25 protein-coding genes are annotated in these 23574 nt (G+C 72.4%); 20 read left to right on the top strand and 5 right to left on the bottom strand.

The window, feature by feature from the left end; translation table 11 throughout:
* Window positions 1-75 precede the first annotated feature (75 nt).
* The gene (gene crgA, locus QK442_RS18455; protein WP_282695054.1) at window positions 76-330 is read left to right on the top strand and encodes a cell division protein CrgA; all 255 of its coding nucleotides are present in this window, start codon (window positions 76-78) and stop codon (window positions 328-330) included.
* A gap of 304 nt (window positions 331-634) precedes the next feature.
* On the opposite strand, the gene QK442_RS18450 is transcribed toward crgA, so the two are convergent.
* Both QK442_RS18450 and QK442_RS18445 read right to left on the bottom strand, forming a co-directional pair.
* Window positions 635-1501: a rhomboid family intramembrane serine protease gene (locus QK442_RS18450; RefSeq protein WP_282695053.1), complete on the bottom strand. Its 867-nt coding sequence runs from the start codon at window positions 1499-1501 to the stop codon at window positions 635-637.
* 22 nt (window positions 1502-1523) lie between these two features.
* On the bottom strand, window positions 1524-2042 hold the full coding sequence (locus QK442_RS18445) for a peptidylprolyl isomerase (RefSeq protein ID WP_282695076.1): 519 nt from the start codon (window positions 2040-2042) through the stop codon (window positions 1524-1526).
* A gap of 288 nt (window positions 2043-2330) precedes the next feature.
* On the opposite strand from QK442_RS18445, the gene QK442_RS18440 reads away from it, so the two are divergent.
* Entirely contained in the window at window positions 2331-3071 is a 741-nt protein-coding gene (locus tag QK442_RS18440) for a DUF5324 family protein (protein WP_282695052.1), read from the top strand.
* Between the two features lie 144 nt (window positions 3072-3215).
* On the opposite strand, the gene QK442_RS18435 is transcribed toward QK442_RS18440, so the two are convergent.
* Window positions 3216-3590 carry a DUF6344 domain-containing protein gene (locus QK442_RS18435; RefSeq protein WP_282695051.1) on the bottom strand — a complete coding sequence of 125 codons (375 nt, stop codon included), beginning with the start codon at window positions 3588-3590 and terminating at the stop codon, window positions 3216-3218.
* Between the two features lie 324 nt (window positions 3591-3914).
* On the opposite strand from QK442_RS18435, the gene QK442_RS18430 reads away from it, so the two are divergent.
* From QK442_RS18430 to QK442_RS18420, 3 genes are all read left to right on the top strand, one after another.
* The gene (locus QK442_RS18430; protein ID WP_282695050.1) at window positions 3915-5114 is read left to right on the top strand and encodes an FAD-dependent oxidoreductase; all 1200 of its coding nucleotides are present in this window, start codon (window positions 3915-3917) and stop codon (window positions 5112-5114) included.
* Between the two features lie 61 nt (window positions 5115-5175).
* Window positions 5176-6075: an RNA polymerase sigma-70 factor gene (locus QK442_RS18425; protein WP_282695049.1), complete on the top strand. Its 900-nt coding sequence runs from the start codon at window positions 5176-5178 to the stop codon at window positions 6073-6075.
* 32 nt (window positions 6076-6107) lie between these two features.
* Entirely contained in the window at window positions 6108-6527 is a 420-nt protein-coding gene (locus QK442_RS18420) for a hypothetical protein (RefSeq protein WP_282695048.1), read from the top strand.
* A gap of 76 nt (window positions 6528-6603) precedes the next feature.
* On the opposite strand, the gene QK442_RS18415 is transcribed toward QK442_RS18420, so the two are convergent.
* Window positions 6604-7698 carry a LuxR C-terminal-related transcriptional regulator gene (locus QK442_RS18415; RefSeq protein ID WP_282695047.1) on the bottom strand — a complete coding sequence of 365 codons (1095 nt, stop codon included), beginning with the start codon at window positions 7696-7698 and terminating at the stop codon, window positions 6604-6606.
* A gap of 135 nt (window positions 7699-7833) precedes the next feature.
* Between QK442_RS18415 and QK442_RS18410 the strand changes: the two genes are divergently transcribed.
* The 15 genes from QK442_RS18410 to QK442_RS18340 all read left to right on the top strand — a co-directional run bounded on the left by QK442_RS18410 (window position 7834) and on the right by QK442_RS18340 (window position 22723).
* The gene (locus QK442_RS18410; protein WP_282695046.1) at window positions 7834-7983 is read left to right on the top strand and encodes a hypothetical protein; all 150 of its coding nucleotides are present in this window, start codon (window positions 7834-7836) and stop codon (window positions 7981-7983) included.
* Between the two features lie 265 nt (window positions 7984-8248).
* Window positions 8249-8437 (top strand): lysine biosynthesis protein LysW, encoded by a 189-nt coding sequence (locus tag QK442_RS18405; protein ID WP_282695045.1) that lies wholly within the window; start codon window positions 8249-8251, stop codon window positions 8435-8437.
* Window positions 8434-9312: a RimK family alpha-L-glutamate ligase gene (locus QK442_RS18400; RefSeq protein ID WP_282695044.1), complete on the top strand. Its 879-nt coding sequence runs from the start codon at window positions 8434-8436 to the stop codon at window positions 9310-9312. The genes QK442_RS18405 and QK442_RS18400 overlap by 4 nt, the downstream gene beginning before the upstream one ends.
* A gap of 92 nt (window positions 9313-9404) precedes the next feature.
* Entirely contained in the window at window positions 9405-10034 is a 630-nt protein-coding gene (locus tag QK442_RS18395) for a DegT/DnrJ/EryC1/StrS family aminotransferase (RefSeq protein ID WP_282695043.1), read from the top strand.
* Window positions 10031-11350 (top strand): DegT/DnrJ/EryC1/StrS family aminotransferase, encoded by a 1320-nt coding sequence (locus QK442_RS18390; RefSeq protein ID WP_282695042.1) that lies wholly within the window; start codon window positions 10031-10033, stop codon window positions 11348-11350. The genes QK442_RS18395 and QK442_RS18390 overlap by 4 nt, the downstream gene beginning before the upstream one ends.
* Window positions 11343-12407 (top strand): N-acetyl-gamma-glutamyl-phosphate reductase, encoded by a 1065-nt coding sequence (gene argC / locus QK442_RS18385; protein WP_282695041.1) that lies wholly within the window; start codon window positions 11343-11345, stop codon window positions 12405-12407. The genes QK442_RS18390 and argC overlap by 8 nt, the downstream gene beginning before the upstream one ends.
* Entirely contained in the window at window positions 12404-14254 is a 1851-nt protein-coding gene (locus QK442_RS18380; protein WP_282695040.1) for a M20/M25/M40 family metallo-hydrolase, read from the top strand. Before argC ends, QK442_RS18380 begins: the two co-directional genes overlap by 4 nt.
* Window positions 14251-15081, top strand: coding sequence for a thiamine pyrophosphate-dependent enzyme (locus tag QK442_RS18375; RefSeq protein WP_282695039.1), 831 nt, complete (start codon window positions 14251-14253; stop codon window positions 15079-15081). Before QK442_RS18380 ends, QK442_RS18375 begins: the two co-directional genes overlap by 4 nt.
* Complete coding sequence (locus QK442_RS18370) at window positions 15078-16055, top strand: transketolase (protein ID WP_282695038.1); 978 nt, start codon at window positions 15078-15080, stop codon at window positions 16053-16055. The genes QK442_RS18375 and QK442_RS18370 overlap by 4 nt, the downstream gene beginning before the upstream one ends.
* 140 nt (window positions 16056-16195) lie before the next feature.
* Entirely contained in the window at window positions 16196-17449 is a 1254-nt protein-coding gene (locus QK442_RS18365) for an ATP-grasp domain-containing protein (RefSeq protein WP_282695037.1), read from the top strand.
* Entirely contained in the window at window positions 17446-18786 is a 1341-nt protein-coding gene (locus QK442_RS18360; protein WP_282695036.1) for a hydrolase, read from the top strand. Before QK442_RS18365 ends, QK442_RS18360 begins: the two co-directional genes overlap by 4 nt.
* The gene (locus QK442_RS18355; RefSeq protein WP_282695035.1) at window positions 18783-20012 is read left to right on the top strand and encodes an MFS transporter; all 1230 of its coding nucleotides are present in this window, start codon (window positions 18783-18785) and stop codon (window positions 20010-20012) included. Before QK442_RS18360 ends, QK442_RS18355 begins: the two co-directional genes overlap by 4 nt.
* Before the next feature lie 61 nt (window positions 20013-20073).
* On the top strand, window positions 20074-21123 hold the full coding sequence (locus QK442_RS18350) for an NAD-dependent epimerase/dehydratase family protein (RefSeq protein ID WP_282695034.1): 1050 nt from the start codon (window positions 20074-20076) through the stop codon (window positions 21121-21123).
* Window positions 21123-21449, top strand: a complete 327-nt coding sequence (locus tag QK442_RS18345; RefSeq protein WP_282695033.1) for an antibiotic biosynthesis monooxygenase — start codon at window positions 21123-21125, stop codon at window positions 21447-21449. The genes QK442_RS18350 and QK442_RS18345 overlap by 1 nt, the downstream gene beginning before the upstream one ends.
* Entirely contained in the window at window positions 21446-22723 is a 1278-nt protein-coding gene (locus tag QK442_RS18340; RefSeq protein ID WP_282695032.1) for an ATP-grasp domain-containing protein, read from the top strand. Before QK442_RS18345 ends, QK442_RS18340 begins: the two co-directional genes overlap by 4 nt.
* A gap of 134 nt (window positions 22724-22857) precedes the next feature.
* On the opposite strand, the gene QK442_RS18335 is transcribed toward QK442_RS18340, so the two are convergent.
* Window positions 22858-23442 (bottom strand): TerD family protein, encoded by a 585-nt coding sequence (locus QK442_RS18335; RefSeq protein ID WP_282695031.1) that lies wholly within the window; start codon window positions 23440-23442, stop codon window positions 22858-22860.
* Window positions 23443-23574: the final 132 nt, after the last annotated feature.

The raw sequence follows: 23574 nt of genomic DNA, 5'->3' as shown, positions 1-23574 counted from the left end.
CCTGCTACGTCACATCCCGGCCGACAGTCACAGTTCCCTGCGCGGTCACGCAGCGCATCGACAGGAGAGTCCCTCGTGCCGAAGTCACGGATCCGCAAGAAGGCCGACTACACGCCTCCGCCGACGAAGCAGGCCGCCAACATCAAGCTGACGAACCGCAGCTGGGTCGCGCCGGTGATGCTGGCCCTGTTCGCCATCGGTCTGGTGTGGATCGTGGTCTTCTACGTCACCGACGGTTCTCTTCCGGTCCAATCGCTCCGGAACTGGAACATCGTGGTCGGCTTCGGCTTCATCGCGGCCGGCTTCGGCGTCTCCACACAGTGGAAGTGAGCGTCTTAGCGGCGCCTAGTGGGTCGGCCCGCCTGCCGTCAAGCTCACCCCTTAACTTATCCACAGCGTTGTGCACAGCACTGGATAACTTAAGAAGATCTGTGGATAACTCACGCCGGGTTGACGCCGGTATGACTGCGAGCGCCGCCCCACAGCAGACCAGAGCCCCCCTACCCCTCGGGAGAAATCCCAGGTCAGAGGTAGGGGGCTCAGTCTGTCCTCACTCCACGGGGAGAGATCGCCACACACTGTGGATAACTCTGGGGAAAGCTCAAGGGGGCAGCTCGTCCACAGCCCTGTGTGCTCAGGTGAGCGCCGCCGTGCGGGCCATCGCCACGCCCACCTCGATCAGCAGCAGCAGTCCACAGGCGCCGTACTGCACGAGGTTCCGGCGGTCCCGGGGCGCGTGCACGAAGACGTACGTCACCAGCAGGCCGGCCACGAGTCCGCCGATGTGCGCCTCCCAGGAGATCCCCGGACGGGTGAACGTCAGCAGCAGGGAGAGGGCCACGAAGAGGGCCACCGGCCTCATGTCGTGACGCCGCCGGCGGGCCAGCACCACCCATGCGCCGATCAGGCCGTAGACGATGCCCGAGGCCCCCAGCGAGGGCTGGTTCGGGGCGGCGACGGCATAGGCGAGGACCGAGCCGGCCAGGCCGGAGAGCAGGCAGAGCAGCGCGTACCGGGAGCGGCCCAGCTCGGGCTCGACGATCCCTCCGATCACCCACAGGCCGATCAGGTTGAAGAGGATGTGCCACGGCTCCTGGTGCAGGGCCGTGGCGGTGAGCAGCCGGTACCACTCGCCGTCCGCGACCCCCACGTTCTCGACGAGCAGCGGATCGAAGGCGCGGCCGATCAGGGAGAGCTCGGCGACGAGCCGGTCCCCGCCGATCAGGACGAGGACGTAGACGAGCACGTTGATCCCGATGAGGATCTTGGTGATCAGCCGGTCGTCGTTCCTGACCCGGCCGCCGGCGAGCGTCCTCGCCTGGTTGGCGCCGGCGGCGTGGCCGGTGCCCGAGCCGCTGCGGACGCAGTCGGGGCACTGGAAGCCGACGGAGGCGGAGATCATGCACTCCGGGCAGATGGGCTTCTCGCAGCGGGTGCAGCGGATGCCGGTCTCGGTGCCGGGGTGGCGGTAGCAGTGCGGGAGTCCGGACTGCGCGTCCATGGGCGGGTGCCGTCCTTCCGGGTCAGCGCTGCTCGATCACCACGGACTCGACCACGACGTCCTCCAGGGGCCGCTGGGTCTGCGGGTCGGTGGGGACCGCCGCGATGGCGTCCACGACGGCACGGCTCTTGGGGTCGGCCACCTCGCCGAAGATGGTGTGCTTGCGGTTGAGCCAGGTCGCGGGGCCGACCGTGATGAAGAACTGGGAGCCGTTGGTGCCGGGCCCCGCGTTGGCCATCGCCAGCAGGTACGGGCGGTCGAACCACAGCTCGGGGTGGAACTCGTCGGCGAACTCGTAGCCGGGGCCGCCGGTGCCGGTGCCCAGCGGGTCGCCGCCCTGGATCATGAAGTCCCCGATGACCCGGTGGAAGACCGTGCCGTCGTAGAGGGGGCTCCGGGAGACCTGCCCGGTGCCGGGGTGGGTCCACTCGCGCTCGCCGGTGGCGAGTTCGACGAAGTTCCGCACCGTCTTCGGCGCGTGGAACGGCAGCAGGCGCACCTCGATGTCGCCCGCGCTGGTCTTGAGGATCGCGTACGGCATGGCCACGGTCCGCCTTCCCTCCCTGGTCGTGCGTCACGCCGCGGAGCGGAACGCCTCACGCGCCTGCGGCTCTGGCACGTCGATCCTCGCATGCCCGGCCGCGCCCTCCGGCATGCGCGGCTCCCTGCTTTCCGCCCTGCTTTCCACAGGCGCGGCTCCGCGGCTCCGGTGTGCCCGTATGCCCCGGATGCCCGCCCCGCATGCCGGGGGGCGATTCGGGAGGCATGATGCCGAAAAGGATGGAAAGGCGAAGAACCGATATCGCTCGCCACCGAGGAGGAGGAACCCGTGACTCGCATGGACAGCGTGCGCGCCGCGACGGATTCGGCGAAGGAGAGCGTCCTGCACGCCGCGGACGTGGTGGCGCCGTACGCCGGCACGGCCAAGGACCAGGCCGCGCACTATGCGCACGAGGCGCGGGTGCGGCTCGCACCCAAGGTGTCGAGCGCCGCTCGGCAGGCACGCGCGCAGTACGCGGCGCACGTGGCGCCTCATGTGCCGCCGGGGATCGACGAGGCCGCGCATCGCGCCGCGGCCCGGACCCGCTCGGTCGCCCATCAGGTGGCCGACTACACCGCTCCGCGTGTCGAGCACGCGGTCGCCGTGACCGGCCCCGTGTTCGAGGAGGCGGGGGCGCGTTCCACGGCCGCCTGGGCCGCGTTGTGCGGTCGGGTGACGCCGGACGACGTCCGGAAGATCGTGAGGAGGCACGAGCGCCGGGCCAGGGCCGGGCGTCTCGTCAAGGGGCTCGCCGTGTTCGGCGTGCTGGCGGGCTGTGCGTTCGCCGCGTGGAAGTGGTGGGACAGGCAGGCCAATCCCGACTGGCTGGTCGAGCCGCCGGCTCCCACGGAGGTGGACGAGGGCTCGGGGATGCCGTCCGCGTCGGAGGTGTTCACGGGCGCGGAGGCCGAGGCCGGTACGGGTGTGGTCACGGAGTCCGGGGGTGACGTCGAGGTCGAGACCGGGACGATGTCCGGGATCGAGGAGGAGACGGAGACCGAGTCCACGGAGCCGGACGAGCGCCGCTGACCTGGAGCCGTTCCGCCGGCTTCTTCCGTTCCGGTTCTTCCGTTCCGGTTTCTTCTGTTCCGGTTCCTCTGTTCCGGCTCTTCCGTTCCGGACGGGCCGGGGTGCCGGGGGGCGGGGAGGGAGGTTTTGTACGCTCCCCGCACCCTAGGCCGCCGTCGCGAGCGCCAGCTCCGTCAGCGCGACCGGGTCGCTCGTGAGCGGGGCGGTGGCGCGGGGGTGCCGGGTGGAGGGCGAGGAGCCGTGGGCCTCGGCGGCGATGCGCTGCTTGATGGTGGGCGGCAGCGAGCCCTGCGGGACGGGGTACCAGGGCTCCGCGCGCCTCTGGTGCACGACGGTCGCGGCGCGCTCCTCGACGGCGACGGCGGGAGCGGGGGCGGCGGGGGTGGCCGGCTCCTCGGGCTGGGTCACCGGGGCCTGGCGGTGGGCGGCGGCCGGGGCGGCCAGGCCGACGGAGGCGAGGAGGGCGAAGAGGACGGAGATGAAGGCGGTCCAGAACTGCTTGATCTTGGCGGCGGCCATGGCCCCTCACTTTCTCGTGCGTGTACGGCGTTCTGCGCGGCGTGGTTCTGTACGGCGTGGTTCTGCGCGGCGTTCTGTACGGCGCTCCCCGGATGGTTCATTCCGAGTTGCGCGCTTTACATACCTTTCTCATGATCTGTACGGGCCCTGGTTTCCGGCGGAGCGACGCCGTGTCCGCGCAGTTCTTCCGATGAACACCACCCGTCCGGCTCAGCCGCGCCCCGCCCCCGCGCCCCTCATCCGGTGATCCCCGTCACACCCCTGTCACAGGCGACGACCCCGCGGTGTCTTGAGGTCGAACCCCCTGACGACGGAGGAGAGACCATGAGCGGCATCACCGAAGTGGTCGTGATCGGCGGCGGATTCGCCGGGGTCATGGCCGCGAACCGGCTCACCCCGCGCGACGACGTGCACGTGACCCTGATCAACCCGCGCCCGTCGTTCGTCGCCCGGCTCCGCCTCCACCAGCTGGTCGGCGGCAGCCACACCGCGCTCGCCCGGTACAAGGAGGTGCTCGCGGAGCGGGTCCGTCTCGTCGTCGGCTCCGTGGAACGGATCGACGCCCACGCGCGCGTGGTGACCCTGGAGTCGGGTGCGGCGCTCGCGTACGACCACCTGGTGTACGCGGTCGGCAGCACCGTCGCGCGCCCCGAGGTGCCCGGTGCCGCCGAGCACGCCCACCACGTCGCCGAACTGGAGTCGGCCGAGCGGCTGCGTACCGCCGTCGCGGCCCTGCCCGCCGGGGCGCCGGTCACCGTCGTCGGCGGCGGGCCCACCGGCATCGAGACCGCCGCCGAACTCGCCGAGGGCGGCCGCCCGGTGACGCTGGTCTGCGGCGGGGTCCTCGGCCCCTGTCTGCACCCCAGGGCGCGGCGCGCGGCCGCCCGGCGGTTCGCCGCCCTCGGCGTCACCGTGCTCGACGGGCCCGGCACGAAGGTCACCGAGGTGACGGCCGGAACCGTCCGCCTCGCGGACGGCCGTAGGGTGTCCGGCGCGCTCGCCGTCTGGACGGCCGGTTTCGGCGTGCCCGACCTGGCCGTACGCAGCGGCCTGAGCACCGACGGCGCCGGGCGGCTGCTCACCGACGAGACCCTCACCAGCGTCGACGACGACCGGATCGTGGCGGCCGGGGACTGCGCGGCCCCTTCGGACCTGCCGTTCCGGATGAGCGCCTACGTCGCCGGCTGTCTCGGCGCGCACGCCGCCGACACCGTGCTGGCCCGGATCGCGGGCCGGCGCCCCGCATCCGTGGACATGGCGTTCAACGCGATGTGCCTCAGCTTCGGCCGTCGCGCGGCGATCTTCCAACTCGCCCACAAAGATGATCACGCCATGAGACTCTTCGTCGGCGGGCGGGCGGGGGCCAGGCTCAAGGAATTCGCCTGCGTGGCCGGCGTCAAGCACCTGGTCGAGGAGGCCCGTGAGCCCGGTGCGCACTCCTGGCTCAAGGACGGCAAGCACCGGCCGCGGCAGCTGCGGGAGCGCGCGGCACGCACGGCGGACGCCCCCGGGCACGCGGCCTAGCCGGTACGGAACGCACGGACCGCACGGACCGCACGGACCGAGGAACGGGGAGAGACCGAGCATGACCGACGCGCACAGCACCGACCCGGCGACCGAGAGCTTCGTCGCCCACCGGAACCTGCTCTTCACGGTGGCGTACGAGATGCTCGGCTCGGCCGCCGACGCCGAGGACGTCCTCCAGGAGACGTGGCTCCGCTGGACCGGTGTCGACCTGGAGCAGGTCCGCGACCAGCGGGCGTACCTCGTCCGCATCACCACCCGGCAGGCCCTCAACCGGCTGCGCACCCTCCAGCGCCGCCGCGAGTCCTACGTCGGGCAGTGGCTGCCCGAGCCGCTGCTCACGGCGCCGGACGTGGCCGAGGACGTCGAGCTCGCCGAGTCCGTGTCCATGGCGATGATGCTGGTCCTGGAGACCCTGACGCCCACCGAGCGGGCCGTCTTCGTCCTCCGCGAGGTCTTCGACGTGGGGTACGACGAGATCGCGGCGGCCGTCGACAAGACTCCGGCCGCCGTCCGCCAGATCGCCCACCGGGCCCGCAAGCACGTCGAGGCCCGCCGTCCCCGCACCACGGTCTCCGCCCGGGAGGCGCGGGCGGTCGTGGAGTCCTTCCGGCGGGCGATCGAGACCCGCGACCCGCAGGACTTCCTGGACCTGCTCGCGCCCGAGGTCGTCCTGCTCAGCGACGGCGGCGGGATCAAGCGGGCCGCGCTCCGTCCGATCGTCGGCTCCGACAAGGTGACCCGCTTCTACCTCGGCGGCTCCCTCAAGGCCGAGGTCACGGTCACCACCGAGCTCACCGTCGTCAACGGCGCCCCGGCGATCGCCCTGCTCGTCGACGGCGAACTGGACGGTGTCATGGCGATGCACGTGGAAGGCGGCCGGATCAGCGGCCTCTACTACGTCCGCAACCCCGAGAAGCTCGCCCACGTCACCGCCGAGACCTCCCTCGCCCTCCGCTGAGACCCGCCTCCCTTCCCGAAAGGACCCTCGGAATGTCCGGACAGACCATGGCGGCGGCGGTCCCGCGCGGCACGGCCCTCCCCAAGGTGGTCAGGGCCGCGGTCGTCCTCCAGACGCTGGCCCTGTTCTTCCAGGCGGGCACCGCCGGCGCCCTGCTCGTCTCCCCGACGGGCGCGCTGCCCCACGACGTCGGATCGCGGGTGATGTACGGCGCCTCGATGCTGTACGTGCCGGCCGCGGTGGTCGCCTGGCGCCCGGGCGGCGGAAGCCCCCGGCCCGTCCTGTACGCCTCCGGTCTCCTCGCCCTCGCGTCGGCGCAGGTCGCCCTGGGCATCGCCCACCTGCCCGCCTTCCACGTGCCGCTGGGCATCGCGATGGTCGTCCTCAGCACCCTGGACCTGGCCCGCACCCTGACCACCGGGCCGGGCGGGGCCGTTCGGGCGGACCGCTGATCCGAGGGGGTCGGTCCGACGCGTACGGGACGGCCCCGGCGGGTCCGTCCCGTACGCGCGCTCGCGTGACGCCGGGTCAGGATCCGGGCTGCTCGCCTCCGTTCGCCTCGTCCTCGTCGTCGTGCTTCTCGCAGCTGCAGCCGCTCGGCGTCCTGCCCGCCGAGGCCGAGGCGGCTCCGGGGCCCGTGGTCGGCGGGCCGTCCAGGAGGCCGGTCTGGGCCAGGAAGTAGGCCAGTTGTGCCCGGCTGTTGCTGCCGAGCAGGTCGGACGTCTTCTTCAGGTGCGTCGCCACCGTCCGCGTACTCATGCCGAGACGGCTGGCGATCGCCGCGTCCGTGTACCCGTCGACCATGAGCCTCAGCACCCGCAGCCTGGTCTTCTCGGTGAGCAGCGAGGGCCGTTGCTGGTCCGGGTTGAAGGAGACCGGCTCGGCCCGCTCCCAGGCGTGCTCGAAGACGGACACGAAGAACTGCACGACGCCCGCGTCCCGTACGACGATCGCGTGGTTGCTGCGCTCGCCGCCCTTGTCCGGGATGAACGCCGTCGACCGGTCGCACACGATCAGCCGGTCGAAGACCTCGTCGAGGGTGCGCACCTCGACCCCGGCCGCGGTGACGGCCCGGATGTACTCGAGGGTCGGGGCGTGGTTCCGTACCGTGTGCTGGTAGAGCGTGCGCTGGACGACCCCCCGCCCCTGCGCGAGTAAGACCCGCTTGAGGGACTCCTCGAGGATCCCCTTGGGCCTGCTCCCTCCCGGGTGCGCGGTCAGCAGCTCGCTGTCGGCGCCGCGCGTGGCCTCGTCGAGGGCCGCGCTGATCACCGACGCGCCGACGAGCCGCTGGATCGTGGGCTCTCCGACGTGACGGGTCTCCTGGTAGATGGACTCGACCTGGGAGATCGCGCGGCGGAGCCCGGCCAGTTTCCGCTGCTGGGCCAGGATCGCCTGCTCCATCGGGTACGTCTGCGCGGTGGTCGCGACCGAGGGCGGGACGGGCACCAGCGTGCCCGGCTCACCCCCGGAGGGTGTCAGGAGACCGAGGGCCGTCAGGCACCCCGGCGCCTCGTCCCTGCCGACCGCTCCGCTGGTCAGGGCGGCTCTGTAGAGCCTTCGCCCCTCTTCGCAGATCTCGGTGTGTTCTCCGGCCTCCCCGGCAGCCGGCGTACGGCACATATCCTCCCCCTTCAGGTTTCAGCAGTGCATGATCCTGATGCCTGGAGCGGCTTCCCGCAACCTTCCCCCTGGTGCAGGATTTTCATCAAGGACGCCGGAGGGGTCGGCGCCCTCACAGACAGGGGGAAATAAGGAATGAAGTTCAAGAGGATTCTCGTCAAGGTCGTGGCCGCCTTTTCCGTGGCTTCCGCGGTGATCGTCGGCGCCGCCGCCGCGCCCGCCCCGGCCGGCCACTCCGTCGTCGCCGGCGGCACGAGCGTCCCGGCGGACCCGGGCTGGGGCTGATCCCTCAGGGACCGTTCGGACGTCGGGCGAGGCCCACGGCCGACCCGCACGGACCCCCGGGACGACCTCCCGCGCACCTCACCACACCCGTGACGGCGCCTTCGCCGCGTCCGTCACGTCTTTCAGGGGCGTCGGCCGCGACGTTTCGTCGACTCGTCGACCACCGACCGACCGCACTCCCGCACCGACGCGCCTCCACCGACCTGACAGAAAAAGTCATTGTCCGGATTCTTCGGCATGCCCAAAAGATAAAGGAGAGAAAAGAATGACCACTTCCATCGCACCTCCGAAGTGCCTCGTCTGCGACACCGATTTCGAGGTCCAGGCGGATTGGGAAAAGGGCGAGATCACCGAATGCACGGCCTGCGGCCAGGAGCACGAGGTGGTCGAGAAGACCGAGGCCGGCGTGCGCCTCGACCTCGCGCCGGAGGTCGAGGAGGACTGGGGCGAGTGACCTCCGACGCCCAGGTCCTGCTCTCGGTCACCATGCTGCGGCCCGACGAGAAACTTCTCCTCGGGGCGCTGCGGGACGAGGGTCTGACGGCCCAGCCGCTGCTGATGGAGGATCTGGCCGGGGTGGTGGCGGGCCGTTCGGGCCCGCCCGCTCTCGCCCTGATCAGGAACCTCTCCCACCGTGACGCGATCAGCGTCTCCCGCCGGCTCGAACACGCGGCGATCCCCACCTTCAACCGCGCCGCCACCATCGAGACGTGCAACGACAAGGGGCTGCAGTCCCTGGTCTTCGCCCGGCACGGCATCCCCCACCCCGTCACCCGGCACGCCTTCAGCTACGACCAGGTCCGCGGACTCGCGGCCGAGTTCGGGCTGCCGGCGGTCGTGAAGCCGGTCAGCGGCTCGTGGGGCCGCGGAGTCACCAGGCTGACCAGCCCCGAGTGCGTCGAGGCCTGGGCCGGCGGCCGCGAGTCCGCCGACGCCGGCGGGAAGCTGTTCCCCGTCGTCGTCCAGGAGTACATCGACAAGCCCGGCCACGACCTGCGCGTGGTCGTCGTCGGCCGCACGCCCGTGGTCGCGATCCGGCGCGTCTCCGACGACTGGCGCACCAACACCCACCTCGGGGCCGAGGTCGAGCGCGTCGACATCACCACCGAGATCGAGAAGCTCTGCGGCCAGGTCGTGGACGCCCTCGGCGAGGGCTTCTACGGAGTGGACCTGGTCGAGAACCGGGCCACCGGCGAACTCCTCGTCCTCGAGGTCAACGCCAACCCGGAATTCGCCCGCTCCTCCGCCGTCCACGGAGTGAACGTGGCCGGCCACCTCGCCGCGTACGTCGCCCAGCAGCTCGCGGCCCCGGCTGTCGCCGCCGCATAGGCCCCCGGGCCCCAGGCCGTACGCCGCACGCCGCACGCCCCGCGCGGAGCCGTCGGCCGCCCGTAGACCGCACAAGACGGAGAAGACCTCCCATGGAACTGTTCGACACCGCAACGGTGCTCACCCGCGTCCTCACCTCGGGCGTGGTCATGAGCATCGAGAAGAGCGACCGGGAACTCCCCGGTCTGGAACGGCTGCTCACCAAGCAGACCGGCCGCGCCCATGCCGTCCTGCTCAACAGCCGCACCGGGGCGCTGCACGCCGCCCTCGCCGGCCAGGGCATCGGCCACGGGGACACCATCTCCCTGGCCGGGGCGGACGCGGAGACGACGGCGTTCCTCTCCTGGCTCGGCGTCACCGTCTCCGGTGACGGCCCCGCCGCCTACGACCACCTGGCCCTGGACGCGGGCAACGCGGACCGGCTCGGCGAACTCGCCGCGGCCGCCACCGCGCCCGCCCTGGTCGTGGACCTGACCGGTCTCGGCTTCGGTCCCGCCGCGGCCGTCCTCACCGACGACCGGACCGTCTGGAGCCGCGCCGAGCGGCTCAAGATCTTCGGCGCCTACGACCTGCGCACGATGTGGACGCAGGAGGAGGCCGACGCGGACCTGATCCCCGGCGTCCAGTTCAACTACCGCCTCAGCCCCCTGGTGGCCGCCTGCGTGCGGATGGCCCTGACCCAGGCGGCGCGACCCGCCGCCGTCTCCGGAGCACACTCGTGATCACTGACTTCCCGGCTTCGCCGCTTCCCCTGCCCTCCGCCGCGGACATCGAGGACGAGCTCGCCGCCCTCGGCGGCGGCGAGATGATCCCCAAGGCCCTGCGCCGCACGCTCTTCCCGGTCATCACCAAGGAAGACGTCTTCAACCTGATGCTGGCGCAGCGCCAGACGCCAGAGAAGGTCGTCGCCGACTTCGCGGACGCCTACCGCCGGTACGTCGGCGCCGAGTACGCGCTGCCGACCGCGAGCGGCACCTCCAGCCTCCACATGGCGCTCGTCGGCGCCGGCGTGCGGCCCGGTGACGAGGTGATCGTCCCCGCCTTCACCTTCATCGCCACCGCGCAGGCGGTCGTCGCGGCCCACGCGATCCCCGTCTTCGTGGACATCGACCCGCTCACGTACTGCATGGACCCCGAGGCCGCCGCCGCCGCGATCACCCCGCGGACCCGCGCCCTGATGCCGGTCCACGTCCACGGTCTGCCGGCCGACGTGCCCGCGCTGCGCGCCCTCGCGGACCGGCACGGTCTCGCCCTCGTCGAGGACGCCTCGCACGCCCACTCGGCGAGGATCGGCGACCGGGTCGCCGGCTCCTTCGGCGACGCGGCCGGGCAGAGCCTGATGGCCGACAAGAACTTCCCGCTGGGCGGCGAGGGCGGCATCGCCTTCTTCTCCACCGCGGAGGCGTACGAGCGCGCCGTCGCCTACCTGGACCGCCACGGCATCGACTACGGCATGTCCTGGGTGGCCGCCGCCTTCGGCTCCAGCCAGCTCAAGCGGCTGCCGTACTACGACGAGATCCGCGCCCGCAACGCGCGCCTCCTCGCCGAATCCCTCTCCCGCACCGGCCTGTTCACGCCGCCGCACGTGCCGGACGGCCATGTGCACGCGTACAACATGTACCGGATCACGCTGCACCCCGAGGCCGTCGGCCTCGACGACCTGCCCGTGTGGGCGGTCAAGGAGGCCGTCCACGAACTCCTCGTCGCCGAGGGCGTGCCGGCCCGCGAGTGGCAGAACACCCCCATCCCCTGCCACCTGCCCTTCACGCACCGCGCCGGCTTCGGCAACGGCTACCCGTTCTCGCTCAACCCCCAGGCGGCGCGCGACCACCGCCCGGAGGACTTCCCCGTCACCCTCGGCATGCTCGACAGCACCCTCGTCCTCTGCCGCGAGCTGCGCTCGCCGGTCGAGTGGGAGCGCGCGCAGCGGTACGCCGACGCCTTCCACAAGGTCGCCAAGCGGCCCGACGCCATCCGCAAGCTCGTCGAGACGAACGAGTACCGGCGTCCGTACGAGAAGGCGGCCCGCCTTGGCTGACGACATCGAGACCGGCCGGATCCGCGTCGCCGTCATCGGCGGCAGCGGCTACACCGGCGGCGAGGTCATCCGGCTCCTCCTCGAACACCCGGCGGTCGAGCTGGCCTTCCTCTCCGCCGAGCGCAACGCGGGCGCCACCGTCGGCAGCGTCCACCCCTGGCTCCGCAACCACCCCAAGGCCGCGGGACTCAAGTTCCGCCCGCTGGCCGAGCTCGCCGACATCGACCCGGTCGACGTCGCCTTCGGCTGCCTGCCCACCGGCGCGCTGCCCGAGCGGCTGCCGCTGATCGCCGCGCACGCCAAGCGCGTCCTCAACCTCGGGGGCGACTTCCGGCTCCGGGACGAGAAGCAGATCGGCACGCACTACCCGAAGACGGCGGCCCACCCGCCGCTGGAGGAGTTCGCCTACTTCGTGCCGGAGCTGAGCCCCTCCGTACCGGAGAACCGGTTCATCAGCCTCCCCGGCTGCATGGCCGTCACCAGCATCTACGCCCTGTACCCGCTCTTCGCCGAGGCCCTCGTGGACGAGCAGGTCATCGTCGACGCCAAGACCGGCTCCACCGGCGGCGGCCGCGGCAGCGACGAGCCGCCCGCCGAGCGCACCGGCAACTTCCGGGTCCACAAGCTGTACGGCCACCGGCACGCCCCCGAGATCCACCAGGCCCTCACCGACTTCACCGGCGCCGGCATCGACCTGCGGTTCTCCACGCACAGTCTGGACGTGGCCCGCGGCATCATGGTCACCGCCTACACCAGGCTGCGCCCCGGGGTCTCGGCCCTCGACGTCAAGCGGGCCTACGCCAAGGCGTACGTCGGCAAGCCCTTCGTACGGGTCCGCCCGGCGCCCAAGGCGCCGCAGGACTTCCCGATGCTGAAGGCCGTCGTCGGCTCGAACGTCGCCGAGGTCGCCATCGCCGTCCGCGACGGCCAGGTCGTCGCCGTCGCGGCGCTCGACAACCTCATCAAGGGCGCGGCCGGCCAGGCCATCCAGGCCATGAACCTGATCTGCGGTCTCGACGAGACGGCCGGGCTCCCCACCACGGCGGTGTCGCCGTGACCCGTCCGCTCTACGTGATCAAGGCCGGCAGCGCCACCCTCGACCGGGGCACCATCCACCAGGAGGTCGCGGACCTCGTCGCCCGCGGCGCCCGGGTGCTCCTGGTGGCCGGCGGCGCCACCGGCATCGAGCGCCACTACACCGCCATCGGCCGCCCGATGCCGCACCTCACGCTGGCCAACGGCGACTCCGTGCGCTACTGCCCGCCGGAGGAGATGCTCCACCTCGTCGACGCCTACGAGCGGGTCACCCTCCCGGCCGTCGAACGCGAGCTGAAGGCCCTCGGCCTCGGCGTGTTCACGGCCGTCGCCGCCCGCGGCGGCCTGGTCACCGGCCGGGCCAACCGCCCCCTCAAGGCGGTCTCGGCCGAGGGCCGCACCCTCGTCGTCCGCGACCACCGCGCCGGCGTCCCCGCCGACGTCGACGCCGTGCGGCTCGCCGCGCTGCTCGACGCGTACGACGTGGTCTGCCTGTCGCCGCCGGTCGCCGACCAGGACGGCGGCGCCCCGCTCAACGTGGACGCCGACGTCCTCGCCGCCACCCTGGCGTGCGCGCTCGGCGCCGACCACCTGCGCCTGGTCACCGGCACGGCCGGGCTCCTCGCCGACCCGGCCGACCCCGGCTCGACCCTCCCCAACGTCTACCCCGGAGAGGGCGCCCGGTACGCCGGCGGCCGCATGCGCCAGAAGGTGCGCGCGGCCGAGATCGCCCTGGAGGGCAGCGCCGACGTCGCCATCACCGGGCCGCACACCATGGCGGACCCGGCCCGCTGGACCCGCTTCTGGCGGACCAAGGAGCCCGCCGCCGACCTCGCCCTGCTGACCAGGACGGTCTCCGTGCCGTCCGTCTCGGGCGACGAGGCCGAGCTCGCCTCCTTCCTCGCCGACTGGTGCCGCGAGCGCGGCATGAACGCCGAGGTCGACGAGGCGGGCAACCTGGTCGCCAGCCGCGGCACCGGCCCGCGCACCCTGCTCCTCCTCGGCCACCTCGACACGGTCCCCCACCACTGGCCGGTCGAATGGCGCGACGACGAGCTGTGGGGCCGGGGCAGTGTGGACGCCAAGGGCAGCCTCGCCGCCTTCCTGGAGGTGCTCGCCCACGCCCACATCCCCGAGGACGGCCGGCTGTGCGTGGTCGGCGCGGTCGAGGAGGAGATCTCCTCCTCGAAGGGCGCCTACCACGTCCGCGACCACTACCCGGCGGACGCGGTCGTCATCGGCGAACCCAGCGGCTCCGAGAAGCTGACGCTCGGCTACTTCGGGCTCTTCAAGCTGCGGGTGACGGCCGCGGTCCCCAGCGGCCACTCGGCCGGCATGGACGCGGTCTCCGCCCCCGACCTGCTGATCCGCGCCCTCGGCGGGATCCGCGAGGCCGTCCTCGCCCAGGCCCCCGACGCGCTCAGCGCGGTCATCGACATCAGCTGCGGGACCGGCCGCGAGGAGCACCGCGCCACCGGCACCCTCAACTTCCGGGTGCCGCCCTCGGCCGACCTCGCCGAGCTGCGCACCGCCGCGCTCGGCCCCCGCGACGGGGTGACCGTCGAGGTGCTGCGGGCCACCCCCGGCTACGCCGGCGGGCGCTCCGGCCCCCTGGTGAAGGTCTTCACCCGGGCCTTCGCCGAGGCCGGGATCCGGCCCCGGTTCGTGGTGAAGAAGGGCACCTCGGACATGAACACGCTGGCCACCACGTGGCAGGACGTGCCGATGGTGGCGTACGGGCCGGGCGACTCCGCGCTCGACCACACCGACGAGGAACGGATCGGCGGCATGGAGTACCGCACGGCCCGCTCGCTCCTGGCGGACGCGGTCAACCGCTGGTTCGCCCTGCCCGAGGGGAGCCGCTCATGACCGCCCTGCTCGACGCCCCCGCGCGGCCGGAGGCCGGCGGCGACGAGGTGCTCGCCACCCTCGCGGCCCGCGCGGCCGAGGCCCGGCGCCTCGTCGTCGACATGGCGGCGAGCCCGCGCGGCTGCCACCTCGGCGGCAGCCTCTCGGTCCTAGACATCCTGATCGCGGCCCTGCACCGGGCCTCGGCCGGGGACGGCACCGAGGTGGTCCTCAGCAAGGGCCACGCGGCCGCCGGACTCTACGCGGCCCTGCACGTCAGCGGGATCCTGCCGGAGAACCCGGCGCCGCTGTACGGACGGGCCGACCAGCCCTACACCGGGCACCCGGGCCCCAAGGTCCCCGGCGTCCGCTTCCCGACCGGCAGCCTCGGCCACGGCGTCCCGTACGCCGCCGGATGGGCGCTCGCCCGCCGCCTCGGCGGCCACGGCGGACTCGGCATCGCCGTCGCCGGCGACGGCGAGCTCCAGGAGGGCCTGGTCTGGGAGACCGTGCAGGTCGCGGCGGCCCAGGGCCTCGGCAACTTCGTCCTCGTGGTCGACCGCAACGGCGGCCAGAACGACGGCTACGTCGAGGACATCTCGCCGCTGCCCCGGCTCGGCGAGCGGTTCGAGGCCTTCGGCTTCGAGACCGTCCACACCGACGGGCACGACCTGGGGGCGCTGACCGCGATCCTCGCCGGCGACCGCGGAGCCGAGCGCCGGCCGCTCGCCGTCATCGCCGACACCGTCAAGGGCAAGGGCGTCCCCGCCGTACAGGGGAAGGCCGGCTGCCACTACGTGACCATCGACGCCACCCGCGCCGCCAAGTGGAAGCGAGCCATCCGATGACCGCGACCGCCCAGGAGGCTCCCGCGCCGCTCTCCGGCCGGGACGCCTACCGCGCCGAACTCACCCGGCTCGCCGCCGAGGACACCGCGATCGTCTGCCTGGAGGCGGACCTCGGCGGCAAGGGCCACCCCTTCCAGACCGCCCACCCCGACCGCTTCTTCAACCTCGGCATCGCCGAGGGCGCCATGGTCGACATGGCGACGGGGCTCGCGGCCGCCGGCTACAAGCCCTTCGTCAGCACCTTCGCGCCGTTCGCGGCGCTCCGGGCGGCGGAGAGCCTGAAGCTGACGCTCGGCTACCTCGGCGCGGGCGTGACCGTCGTCGCGCCGTACGCGGGGGTGTCCGGGGCCTGGTTCGGCACCACCCACCACTGTCTGGAGGACCTCGCGGTCCTGCGGTCCGTCCCGGGCGTCACCATCGCCGCGCCCTACGGGGAGGCCGAGATGCGGGCCGTGGTCCGGGCCGCCGTCCGCTCCGGGAAGCCGCACTACATCCGGACCGGCCGGAACGCCGCGTACGCCTCCCTGTCCTGGGACGGCGGGCGGGACGGCGCCGAACTGCCGCCCGTCCTCTGGGAGTCCCGCTCCGCCGGCGGCGACGTCTGCCTCGTCTCGGTCGGCGAGGAGGGCACCCGGCTCGCGCTCGCCGCGCGCCAGGCCCTGCCCGGGGTCTCGCACGCCCACCTGGTGTACGTGGACCACGAGCACCTCGCCCGTTCCGCCGCCGAACTCGCCTCGTACCACCGGAAGTTCGTCGTGGTCGAGGAGCACCGGGCGCAGGGCGGGGTCGCCGAGGCGCTGGCCCTGCTGCTGCCCGCCCACGAGGTCACCGGCGTGGCGGCGGACCGGAGCTGGCCCGCCAGGGGCGGTGACCACGAGGAGGTCATGGCCTCGCTCGGCATCGACCTGCCCGCCGTGTTCGGCGCGGTCCACCGGGCGCGCACCCCGGACCGGCCCCTCGCCGCCACCGCCTGAAGCACCACCACCTGAAGCACCACCGGCCGAAACGCCGCCTGAAGCACCACCGGCCGAAGCCCCGTCATCCGCAGCACCGCCGGCCGCGGCACCGCTCGCCCGGCCGTCGCCCTCCCCGGATCCCAGAACTCGGAGCCCCCATGCACATCCTGATGATCGAATGCAACCCGAACGGCATCGCCGGCATCGCCGGCGCCCTGGAGCTCGGCCACGAGGTCACCCTCGTCTCGGTCGACCCGGACTTCTACCCGGCCGTCTCCCCGCTCGCCGAGGCCGCCTACGCCCACCCCCGATGCCGGGTGGTCAAGAGCGAACAGGCCTTCTCCATCGACGAGCTGATCGCCCTCGCCCGCGAGCTGCACGCCGAGCACCCGATCGACGGCGTCACCACCTACAGCGAGTACCACACCGTCCACACCGCCGCCGTGGCCCAGGCGCTCGGCCTGCCCGGCATGAGCGTCGACGGCGCCCGCAACGCCCGCCACAAGCACCTCACCCGCCTCACCCTGGACGGCACGGGCGTCCGCCAGCCCCGTTTCGCCCACGTCTCCGACGTGACGAAGGTCGAGGCCGCGGTCCGCGAGGTCGGCTTCCCCTGCGTCGTGAAGCCCTCGGACGGCACGGCCAGCCTCCACGTCCTGCACCTGAAGGACGAGGACGACCTCGCCGCCTACCTGGCCGAGCTGGCCGACGTCGTCGACTACGGCCGCGGAGTCGTCCGCATCCCGGACATCCTCATCGAGGAGTTCGTACCCGGCGAGCTGATCTCCGTCGAGTCCTGCGTGCTCGGCAAGGGCGAGATCGTCAACCTCGGTGTGACCGACCGCCCGCTGAGCGGCTTCCCGTACTTCATCGAGATGGGCGCCACCTACTTCGACGGCCACCCGCTCCAGGAGGAGCTGTTCGCCACGACCACCCGGGTCCTGGAGGAGCTCGGCATCGACTTCGGCTTCATCCACACCGAGTACCTGCTCGGCCCGGACGGACCGGTCCTGTGCGAGGTCAACGGCCGCCTGGTCGGCGGGATCGTCCCGACCCTGATGGAGATCTCCTCCGGCGTCGACACCTACCTCCAGGTTATCCGCCAGGCCCTCGGCGAGCGCCCCGAGCTGCCCTTCCCCGGCAGGACCACGGCCGGCGGCCACTGGTTCGGCGCCCCCATCGCCGGCACCGTCGAGTCCATCGGCTTCGACGCGCTCCCCGAGGTCCCCGGCTTCCACAGCGCCCAGGCGTACAAGAAGCCGGGCACGGACGTGGCCCGGCTCTCCAAGAGCAACTTCGACTGGATCGGCCACATCATCTTCACCGGCGCCGACCGCGACGAGGTCAACAAGCGCTGCGAGGAGGGCCTGGACCGGATCGACCTGAAGATGCGCGTCGGGGTCGCCCGATGAACACCCCCACCCGCCCCGGGACGGCACCCGGCCGCGTCGTCGAGCGCGGGGTGGCCGTCCCGGCCCTCGACCCCACCGCCGTGTACGACGTGACCTCCGAGGACGGCGTCTTCACCGCCTTCGAGGTCACCGGCGCGGCCCGGACGGGCACCGAGACCGAGCTGTGGCCCGGCTACACCGAGACCCACGCCCACATCGCGCTCCCCCCGAACTGGGACGACACGGTCGACGACCCCCGGATCACGGCCCTGCAGTACCTGTACCACGGGGTCACCCACCTCGTGGACATGTTCGGCTACCCGCTGCTCGCCGAGGGCTGGGAGGCCGGCCGGGCCGCCTCCCCGTGGCCGTACCCCGAACTCGTGCACTGCGGCTACGCGGTCACGGCGGTGGCCGACGCCGCCGGCCGCACCGGCCACGGCGTCGAGTTCCCGGCCCCCGTCCACCTGATCTCCGTCGAGGCCGACCTGGACCACGCGCTGCGCTCCAACGCCGAGCGCGGCGGCACCTTCCTCAAGGTGATGTTCACGGACGGCACCGAGCAGCCCGGCAGCCCGGTCCGCTTCTCCCGGCTCTCCGAGCGGGTCCTGCGGTTCACCGCGCGGACGGCCGCCGAACGCGGGGTGACGGCGGTCGTCGACTGCAACACCCTGGAGGAGACCCTCTTCGCCTACGCGTGCGGCTTCCGGCTCTTCGCCCACTCGGTCCGCGACAGGACCCTCACCGACGCCGAGTGGGAGGGCCTCGCCGGGGCGCGGTTCGTCTCCACCCTCGCCGGCCTCCGGTCGATGATCATGAGCCGGGAGGACTTCCGCACCGAGTACGGCCGCGAGGGCTTCCGCGAGACCCAGGACCCGTACAACCTGGAGTTCGTCGAGACGATCGAGAAGCCCTTCGGCATCGAGTACGGCTGCCAGGAGACCCGTACCGCCGCCCTCCGCGACATGCGGAACAACGCGCTCGCCGCGCTCCGCCGCGGCAGCCTGCTGATCGGCACCGACGCCGGCAACCTCGGCGCGTACCACGGCTACTCGTTCCTCGGCGAGCTCGACGCCCTGCGCGGCGACGACACCGACCCGGCGCTCGCCGAGGCCCTGCGCCACCAGGCGACCGTCGGCGGCCGCCGCTACTTCGACGAGATGAGCGGCGACCGCTCCGGCCGCCACCCGCTCGCCGTCGGCGCGAGCGCCACCTACAACCTGCACGCTCCCGGCCGGCCCCTGTCGGCCCTGCCCGTGGCCACCGTCGTCCGGGGCGTCCCCGTCGACCGCCCGGCCCTCGCGCGCGCCATCGCGGAGCTCCGCTCGAACGACTCGAAGGGGAAGGCCGCCCTGTGACCACCGACCGCCGGCGGGCGCTCATCGGCGTCAACGCCGGAATCCTGCTCGCCAACACCGGCAGCTTCATCTGGTTCCCCGTCCTCGTCGCCACGCTCGGCGGCACCGGCAGCGGCTTCTGGGCCGGCGTCGTGATGTGCATGACGTACGTCGGCCGGCTCCTCGCGACCTTCTTCTACGAGGGGATCGCGGCCCGCCTCGGGGTCCGCGGCGCCGTCTTCCTCGGCACCGCGACCGAGGCCGTCGCCCTGGGCCTGATGGGCTTCGTCGACGGCGTCGCCGTCTACGCCGCACTCGGCTTCCTCATCGGCTTCGGCTCCGGGACCTCCTTCCCCGGCCTGAAGAACGTCCTCGTGGCGTTCCCCGACGACGAGCGGCCCAAGGCGTTCTCGACCTTCCAGATGTGCGGCCAGACCGGCCTGTTCGGCGGCGCCCTGCTCGGCGGTCTCGTCATCGGGCTCGACCTGCGGACCCTCTTCTCCCTGGTCTTCGCCTTCTTCACGGCGTACTGCCTGGTCGCCTCCTTCCTCATCCCGAAGGCCGGCTTCGGGGAGCCCCCGGCCCCGGCGGACGGCCGGCGTCCCGCCCTGTTCAGCACCGCGGTCTTCCAGGGCATCGAAGTACGCGGCGCCACCCGCTACTTCCTCCTGTCGGCGGTCTTCTGGTTCCTCTCCATCGGCTTCGTCGTCGGCATCCCCCTCCACATGCAGCGGTACGCGGCCGACTGGGCGCCCTCCGCGCCGTTCTGGATCACCGGCCTGACCGTGCTCGCGCTGCAGTACCCGGTCTTCACCTTCCTGATCAAGCGGCTGCGCCCCGGTGTCGTCATGGCGGTGGGCCTGGGCGGGATGACCGTCGCGTTCCTCTCCTTCGGCGCCGGCCGCAGCGTCCCGTGGATCGTCCTCGGCTGCTTCGTCGTCGTCCTCGGCGAGATCCTCTTCGTGCCGTCCTTCGACATCTGGGTGGCCCGCAAGGTCCCCGAGGACCGGCTCGCCAAGGCGATGGGCGCCATGCACTTCTTCCGCAGCGCCGGCAACATGATCGGCTCGCTGTCCGCCGGCGTCCTCTTCGACCTGGCGCGGAATACCGGCCTGCCCGGCGCGAATTGGTACGTGACGGCGGCCGTGGCGGCGATCTGCGCCGTGGCCTGCCTCGCGGGCCGCGACGAGGAGACGGCCCCGGCCCCCGCGCCCGGCGCCCCGGAACGCGAGAAGACCGCCGCCTGACCGCCCGGCCCTCCACGGGCGACGAGCGACAAGAAACCAAGGAACCAAGGAGAAGGAACAGATGGCCGACATCTGTGTCGTGGGCGGGACCCGGTACTTCGGGAAGATCCTCGTCCGTGAACTGCTCGACCGGGGCCACCGCGTCACCCTGGTCACCCGGGGCCGCACCCCGGACCCCTTCGGCGACTCGGTCCGCCGGCTGCGCGCCGACGTCAACCGGCCGGGCGAGCTCACCGAGGCGGTGGCCGGCGAGCGCTTCGACGCCGTCATCCACCAGATGTGCTACACCCCGAACGCGGCGGTCGAGGCGGCCCGCGCCTTCGGAGACCGAGCCGGAAAGATCGTCCTGACCAGCACCATCGAGGTCTACAACAAGGACACCTTCCGCTGGCGGATCCCGGCCCCGCCGATCGGCGTCCTCGCCCGCGAGGACGAACTCGACCCCGCCGCGTACGACTACGACACCGAGCTGCCCTGGCTCGACATGTCCTACCTGGAGGAGAACTACGGCGAGGGCAAGCGGCAGGCCGAGGCCGCGCTCGTCCGCACCGCCCAGGTGCCGGTCCTGGTGGCCCGCGTCTCCCACGTCCTCGCCGCCGAGGGCGACTTCACCGGCAGGTTCCGCTTCCACCACGACCGGATCGTCGCGGGCGAGCCGATCACCGTCCACGCGAAGCCCGGAAAGACCTCGCTGGTACGGGCCGAGGACGCGGCCCGCTTCCTGGCCTGGGCCGCCGTCTCCGACGCGACCGGAGCCGTCAACGTCGCCTCCCCCGACAGCGCCGGCCCGCACGACATGATCGCGGCCGTGGAACGGGCCACCGGACTCCGCGCCACCGTCACGGAGAAGGACGACCCGGCGGGCGACCCGGCCCTGTCCCCGTACTCCTTCCCCGTCGACTTCGGCGTGACGACCGACCGGCTCGTCTCGCTCGGCCACCGGTTCCCGCCGATCGCCGAATGGCTCCCCGAACTCGCCCGGACCACCGCCCGGCAGGACCAGGAAGCCCAGCAGGTCCAGGAAGCCCAGCAGGCGCAGGAGGCCCGACAGGCGCAGGAGGCCCGACAGGCGCAGGAGGCCCGACAGGACCAGGAAGGCAAGGAACAGTGATGTTCGACCTCATCGTCATCATCGACACCAAGACCCCCGAGGACGTCGCCCCGGTCGCCGACGCCCTCACCCGGATGCGCCCGGTCTGCCTCGCCGAGGACGGCTGCGTCAGCTGGGAGGCGTACCAGTCCCACGAGACGGCCGGCCGGTTCGTCCTCGTCGAGCGCTGGGCCAGCCGCGGGCACTGGGAGCGGCACGGCGACGAGTCCGCCATCCAGGACATCTACCTCCCCGAGATCCTGCCGCGCATCGAGCGCGAGGTGCACCCCAGCACCCCCCTGGGCCACACCACCACCCCGGCCACCACCGAAGGAGCGACCGCATGACCACCGCCCCGCGCCCGCGCCGCATCGCCGTCGTCGGCGGCCGCCCCGCCCCCGTGCACGGCGCCCGCGAGCTCGGCATCGACGTCACCCTCGTCCACACGGAGGGCCAGTTCGACCGCGCCGAGGCCGAGGAGCACGTCTCCACGATCCTCACCGGCGACATCACGGACACCGGTGAACTCCTCGCCCTCCTCCAGCCGCTGCACGAGGAGAACCCCTTCGAGTTCGTCCTCACCACCACCGAGCTCGCCGCCGTCCCCGTCGGCGAGGTCAACGCCAAGCTCGGCCTGCCCGGCACCGACCCCGAGGTCTCCCGGATCATCCAGGACAAGGCGCTGACCCGCGCCGCCCTCGACCGCCACGGCCTGAGCCCGGTCCGCCACCGGATCGTGCGGGACGAGGCCGAGGCCGTCGCCTTCCTGGCCGAGGTCGGCGGCCCCATCGTCCTCAAGCCGGGCAAGGGCGCCGGCAGCCTCCACATCCACCGGGTGGAGACGCCCGATGAGGCCGCGGCGGCGGTGAAGGCCGTGGCGGACTTCGGCTACGGAGGCGTCCTCGCCGAGGAGTTCCTCCAGGGCCCGGTCGTCAGCGTCGAGGCCTTCTCGCACCAGGGCCGGCACGTGGTCCTCGGCATCTGCGAGTACCGGGTGAACGAGCACTTCGTCGAGTGGGAGTGCAGCGTCCCCAGCGACCAGGCCGCCCCCTTCCGCGACGAGATCCACGCGATGACCGCCGGCGTCCTGGACGCGGTGGGCCTCACCGACGGCCCCTCGCACAGCGAGTTCGTGCTCACCCCTGACGGCCCGCGCCTCCTGGAGACGCACAACCGGCTCTCGGGCTCCGGCATCCCCGAGATGGTCAACCGCTCCACCGGCTGGGACCCGGCCCGTCTCTTCCTCACCGTCCCGCTGGGCATCGACCGGCTCCCGGAGGAGGCCCCGGAGCCGAAGCGCGGCGCCGCGATCCGCTTCCTCGACGCGGAAGCGGGCGTGATCACCGCGATCAGCGGCGTGGACGAGCTGCCGGTGCCGGTCCGCCGGGTCCCGAAGGGCACCACACCGCCGCACATGATCCCGTACCTGAAGGACTTCACCGGCGTCGACGAGGCCGTGGTCCTCGCCAAGCACGTCGGCGACCGCACGGCCTCCATGGACTCCCTCCTCGCCTGCGACAAGGGCTACGCCGTCGCGACGGCCGCCACCCGCGCGGACGCCGTCCGCCGTTGCGAGGAACTGGCGGCGGCCATCCGCTTCCACGTGACCCCCGAATCCTGAGCCACGAGCCACGGGGCACGAGGCACGGAGCCACGGGCAGGCACCGGCAGGCACGCCAAAATGCCCCCTGAAACTGCTTTCCGCAGGTCAGGGGGCATTTACGTAGGGAGCCCAGACACCCCCCGAGGGGGCCGCTACTTGCTGACGGCGAAACGCATCAGGGCGAGCTCGTCGCCCTGCTTGATCTTCCCCATCTCGTTGATCACCTGGAGCTTCCAGGCCTCACCCACCCGCATGGCCTTGGCGACGGCACAGCCGTTGTCCTGGGTGAGCATGCTCGGCCAGATGTCGGCGACCTGCTGGGAGCTGCCGCCGGTCGCGTCGTACACCTTGAAGCTGATGTTGCGCGCCCGCTGGAAGGAGCTGCCCTTCTTGTAGGCGGCCGCGACGAACACGATGGACGTGATGTGGGGCGGGACCTTCGCGAACTCGACCGTCACCGTCTCGTCGTCGCCGTCGCCGTGCCCGGTCTGGTTGTCGCCGCTGTGCACCAGGGAACCGTTGCCCAGCGGGTCGAGCGAGTCGAGCCCCGCGAGACGCACCGGCTCCGCCCCGTGCATCGCGATGGCGATCAGGTCGAGATCGGTGCCCTTCTTGCGGCGCAGCATGCCCATCGGGCCGCCGCTGCTGCCGGCCGTGGGGTCCCAGGACACACCGATGGACATGTGGGTCACACCGTCCAGGTCCGCCGGACCGTCTTCCTTGGTGAGCGTGATCATGTGCGTGCCGTCCTTTCGCATGGTCTCAAACACACCGAACGTGCCCGGACCTTCAGCGGTTCCACGAACCGGCTCCCGCCCGCCGCGACCCCACGACATCCGGCACCACAGCACAAGAACACCCCCCTGCCT

Source organism: Streptomyces sp. CC208A (assembly GCF_030010625.1).
In the GTDB taxonomy this organism is placed as follows: Bacteria; Actinomycetota; Actinomycetes; order Streptomycetales; family Streptomycetaceae; genus Streptomyces.
The sequence above is the reverse complement of the archived record's forward strand: the minus strand, read 5'-3'. Positions and strand labels throughout refer to the sequence as shown.

What these genes read in the sequence shown, in the direction of transcription:
- QK442_RS18450 (WP_282695053.1), bottom strand. Translation starts at nt 1,501, where the DNA reads ATGGACGCGCAGTCCGGACTCCCGCACTGCTACCGCCACCCCGGCACC.
- QK442_RS18445 (WP_282695076.1), bottom strand. Translation starts at nt 2,042, where the DNA reads ATGCCGTACGCGATCCTCAAGACCAGCGCGGGCGACATCGAGGTGCGC.
- QK442_RS18435 (WP_282695051.1), bottom strand. Translation starts at nt 3,590, where the DNA reads ATGGCCGCCGCCAAGATCAAGCAGTTCTGGACCGCCTTCATCTCCGTC.
- QK442_RS18430 (WP_282695050.1), top strand. Translation starts at nt 3,915, where the DNA reads ATGAGCGGCATCACCGAAGTGGTCGTGATCGGCGGCGGATTCGCCGGG.
- QK442_RS18425 (WP_282695049.1), top strand. Translation starts at nt 5,176, where the DNA reads ATGACCGACGCGCACAGCACCGACCCGGCGACCGAGAGCTTCGTCGCC.
- QK442_RS18420 (WP_282695048.1), top strand. Translation starts at nt 6,108, where the DNA reads ATGTCCGGACAGACCATGGCGGCGGCGGTCCCGCGCGGCACGGCCCTC.
- QK442_RS18415 (WP_282695047.1), bottom strand. Translation starts at nt 7,698, where the DNA reads ATGTGCCGTACGCCGGCTGCCGGGGAGGCCGGAGAACACACCGAGATC.
- QK442_RS18410 (WP_282695046.1), top strand. Translation starts at nt 7,834, where the DNA reads ATGAAGTTCAAGAGGATTCTCGTCAAGGTCGTGGCCGCCTTTTCCGTG.
- QK442_RS18405 (WP_282695045.1), top strand. Translation starts at nt 8,249, where the DNA reads ATGACCACTTCCATCGCACCTCCGAAGTGCCTCGTCTGCGACACCGAT.
- QK442_RS18395 (WP_282695043.1), top strand. Translation starts at nt 9,405, where the DNA reads ATGGAACTGTTCGACACCGCAACGGTGCTCACCCGCGTCCTCACCTCG.
- QK442_RS18375 (WP_282695039.1), top strand. Translation starts at nt 14,251, where the DNA reads ATGACCGCCCTGCTCGACGCCCCCGCGCGGCCGGAGGCCGGCGGCGAC.
- QK442_RS18370 (WP_282695038.1), top strand. Translation starts at nt 15,078, where the DNA reads ATGACCGCGACCGCCCAGGAGGCTCCCGCGCCGCTCTCCGGCCGGGAC.
- QK442_RS18365 (WP_282695037.1), top strand. Translation starts at nt 16,196, where the DNA reads ATGCACATCCTGATGATCGAATGCAACCCGAACGGCATCGCCGGCATC.
- QK442_RS18360 (WP_282695036.1), top strand. Translation starts at nt 17,446, where the DNA reads ATGAACACCCCCACCCGCCCCGGGACGGCACCCGGCCGCGTCGTCGAG.
- QK442_RS18350 (WP_282695034.1), top strand. Translation starts at nt 20,074, where the DNA reads ATGGCCGACATCTGTGTCGTGGGCGGGACCCGGTACTTCGGGAAGATC.
- QK442_RS18345 (WP_282695033.1), top strand. Translation starts at nt 21,123, where the DNA reads ATGTTCGACCTCATCGTCATCATCGACACCAAGACCCCCGAGGACGTC.
- QK442_RS18340 (WP_282695032.1), top strand. Translation starts at nt 21,446, where the DNA reads ATGACCACCGCCCCGCGCCCGCGCCGCATCGCCGTCGTCGGCGGCCGC.
- QK442_RS18335 (WP_282695031.1), bottom strand. Translation starts at nt 23,442, where the DNA reads ATGATCACGCTCACCAAGGAAGACGGTCCGGCGGACCTGGACGGTGTG.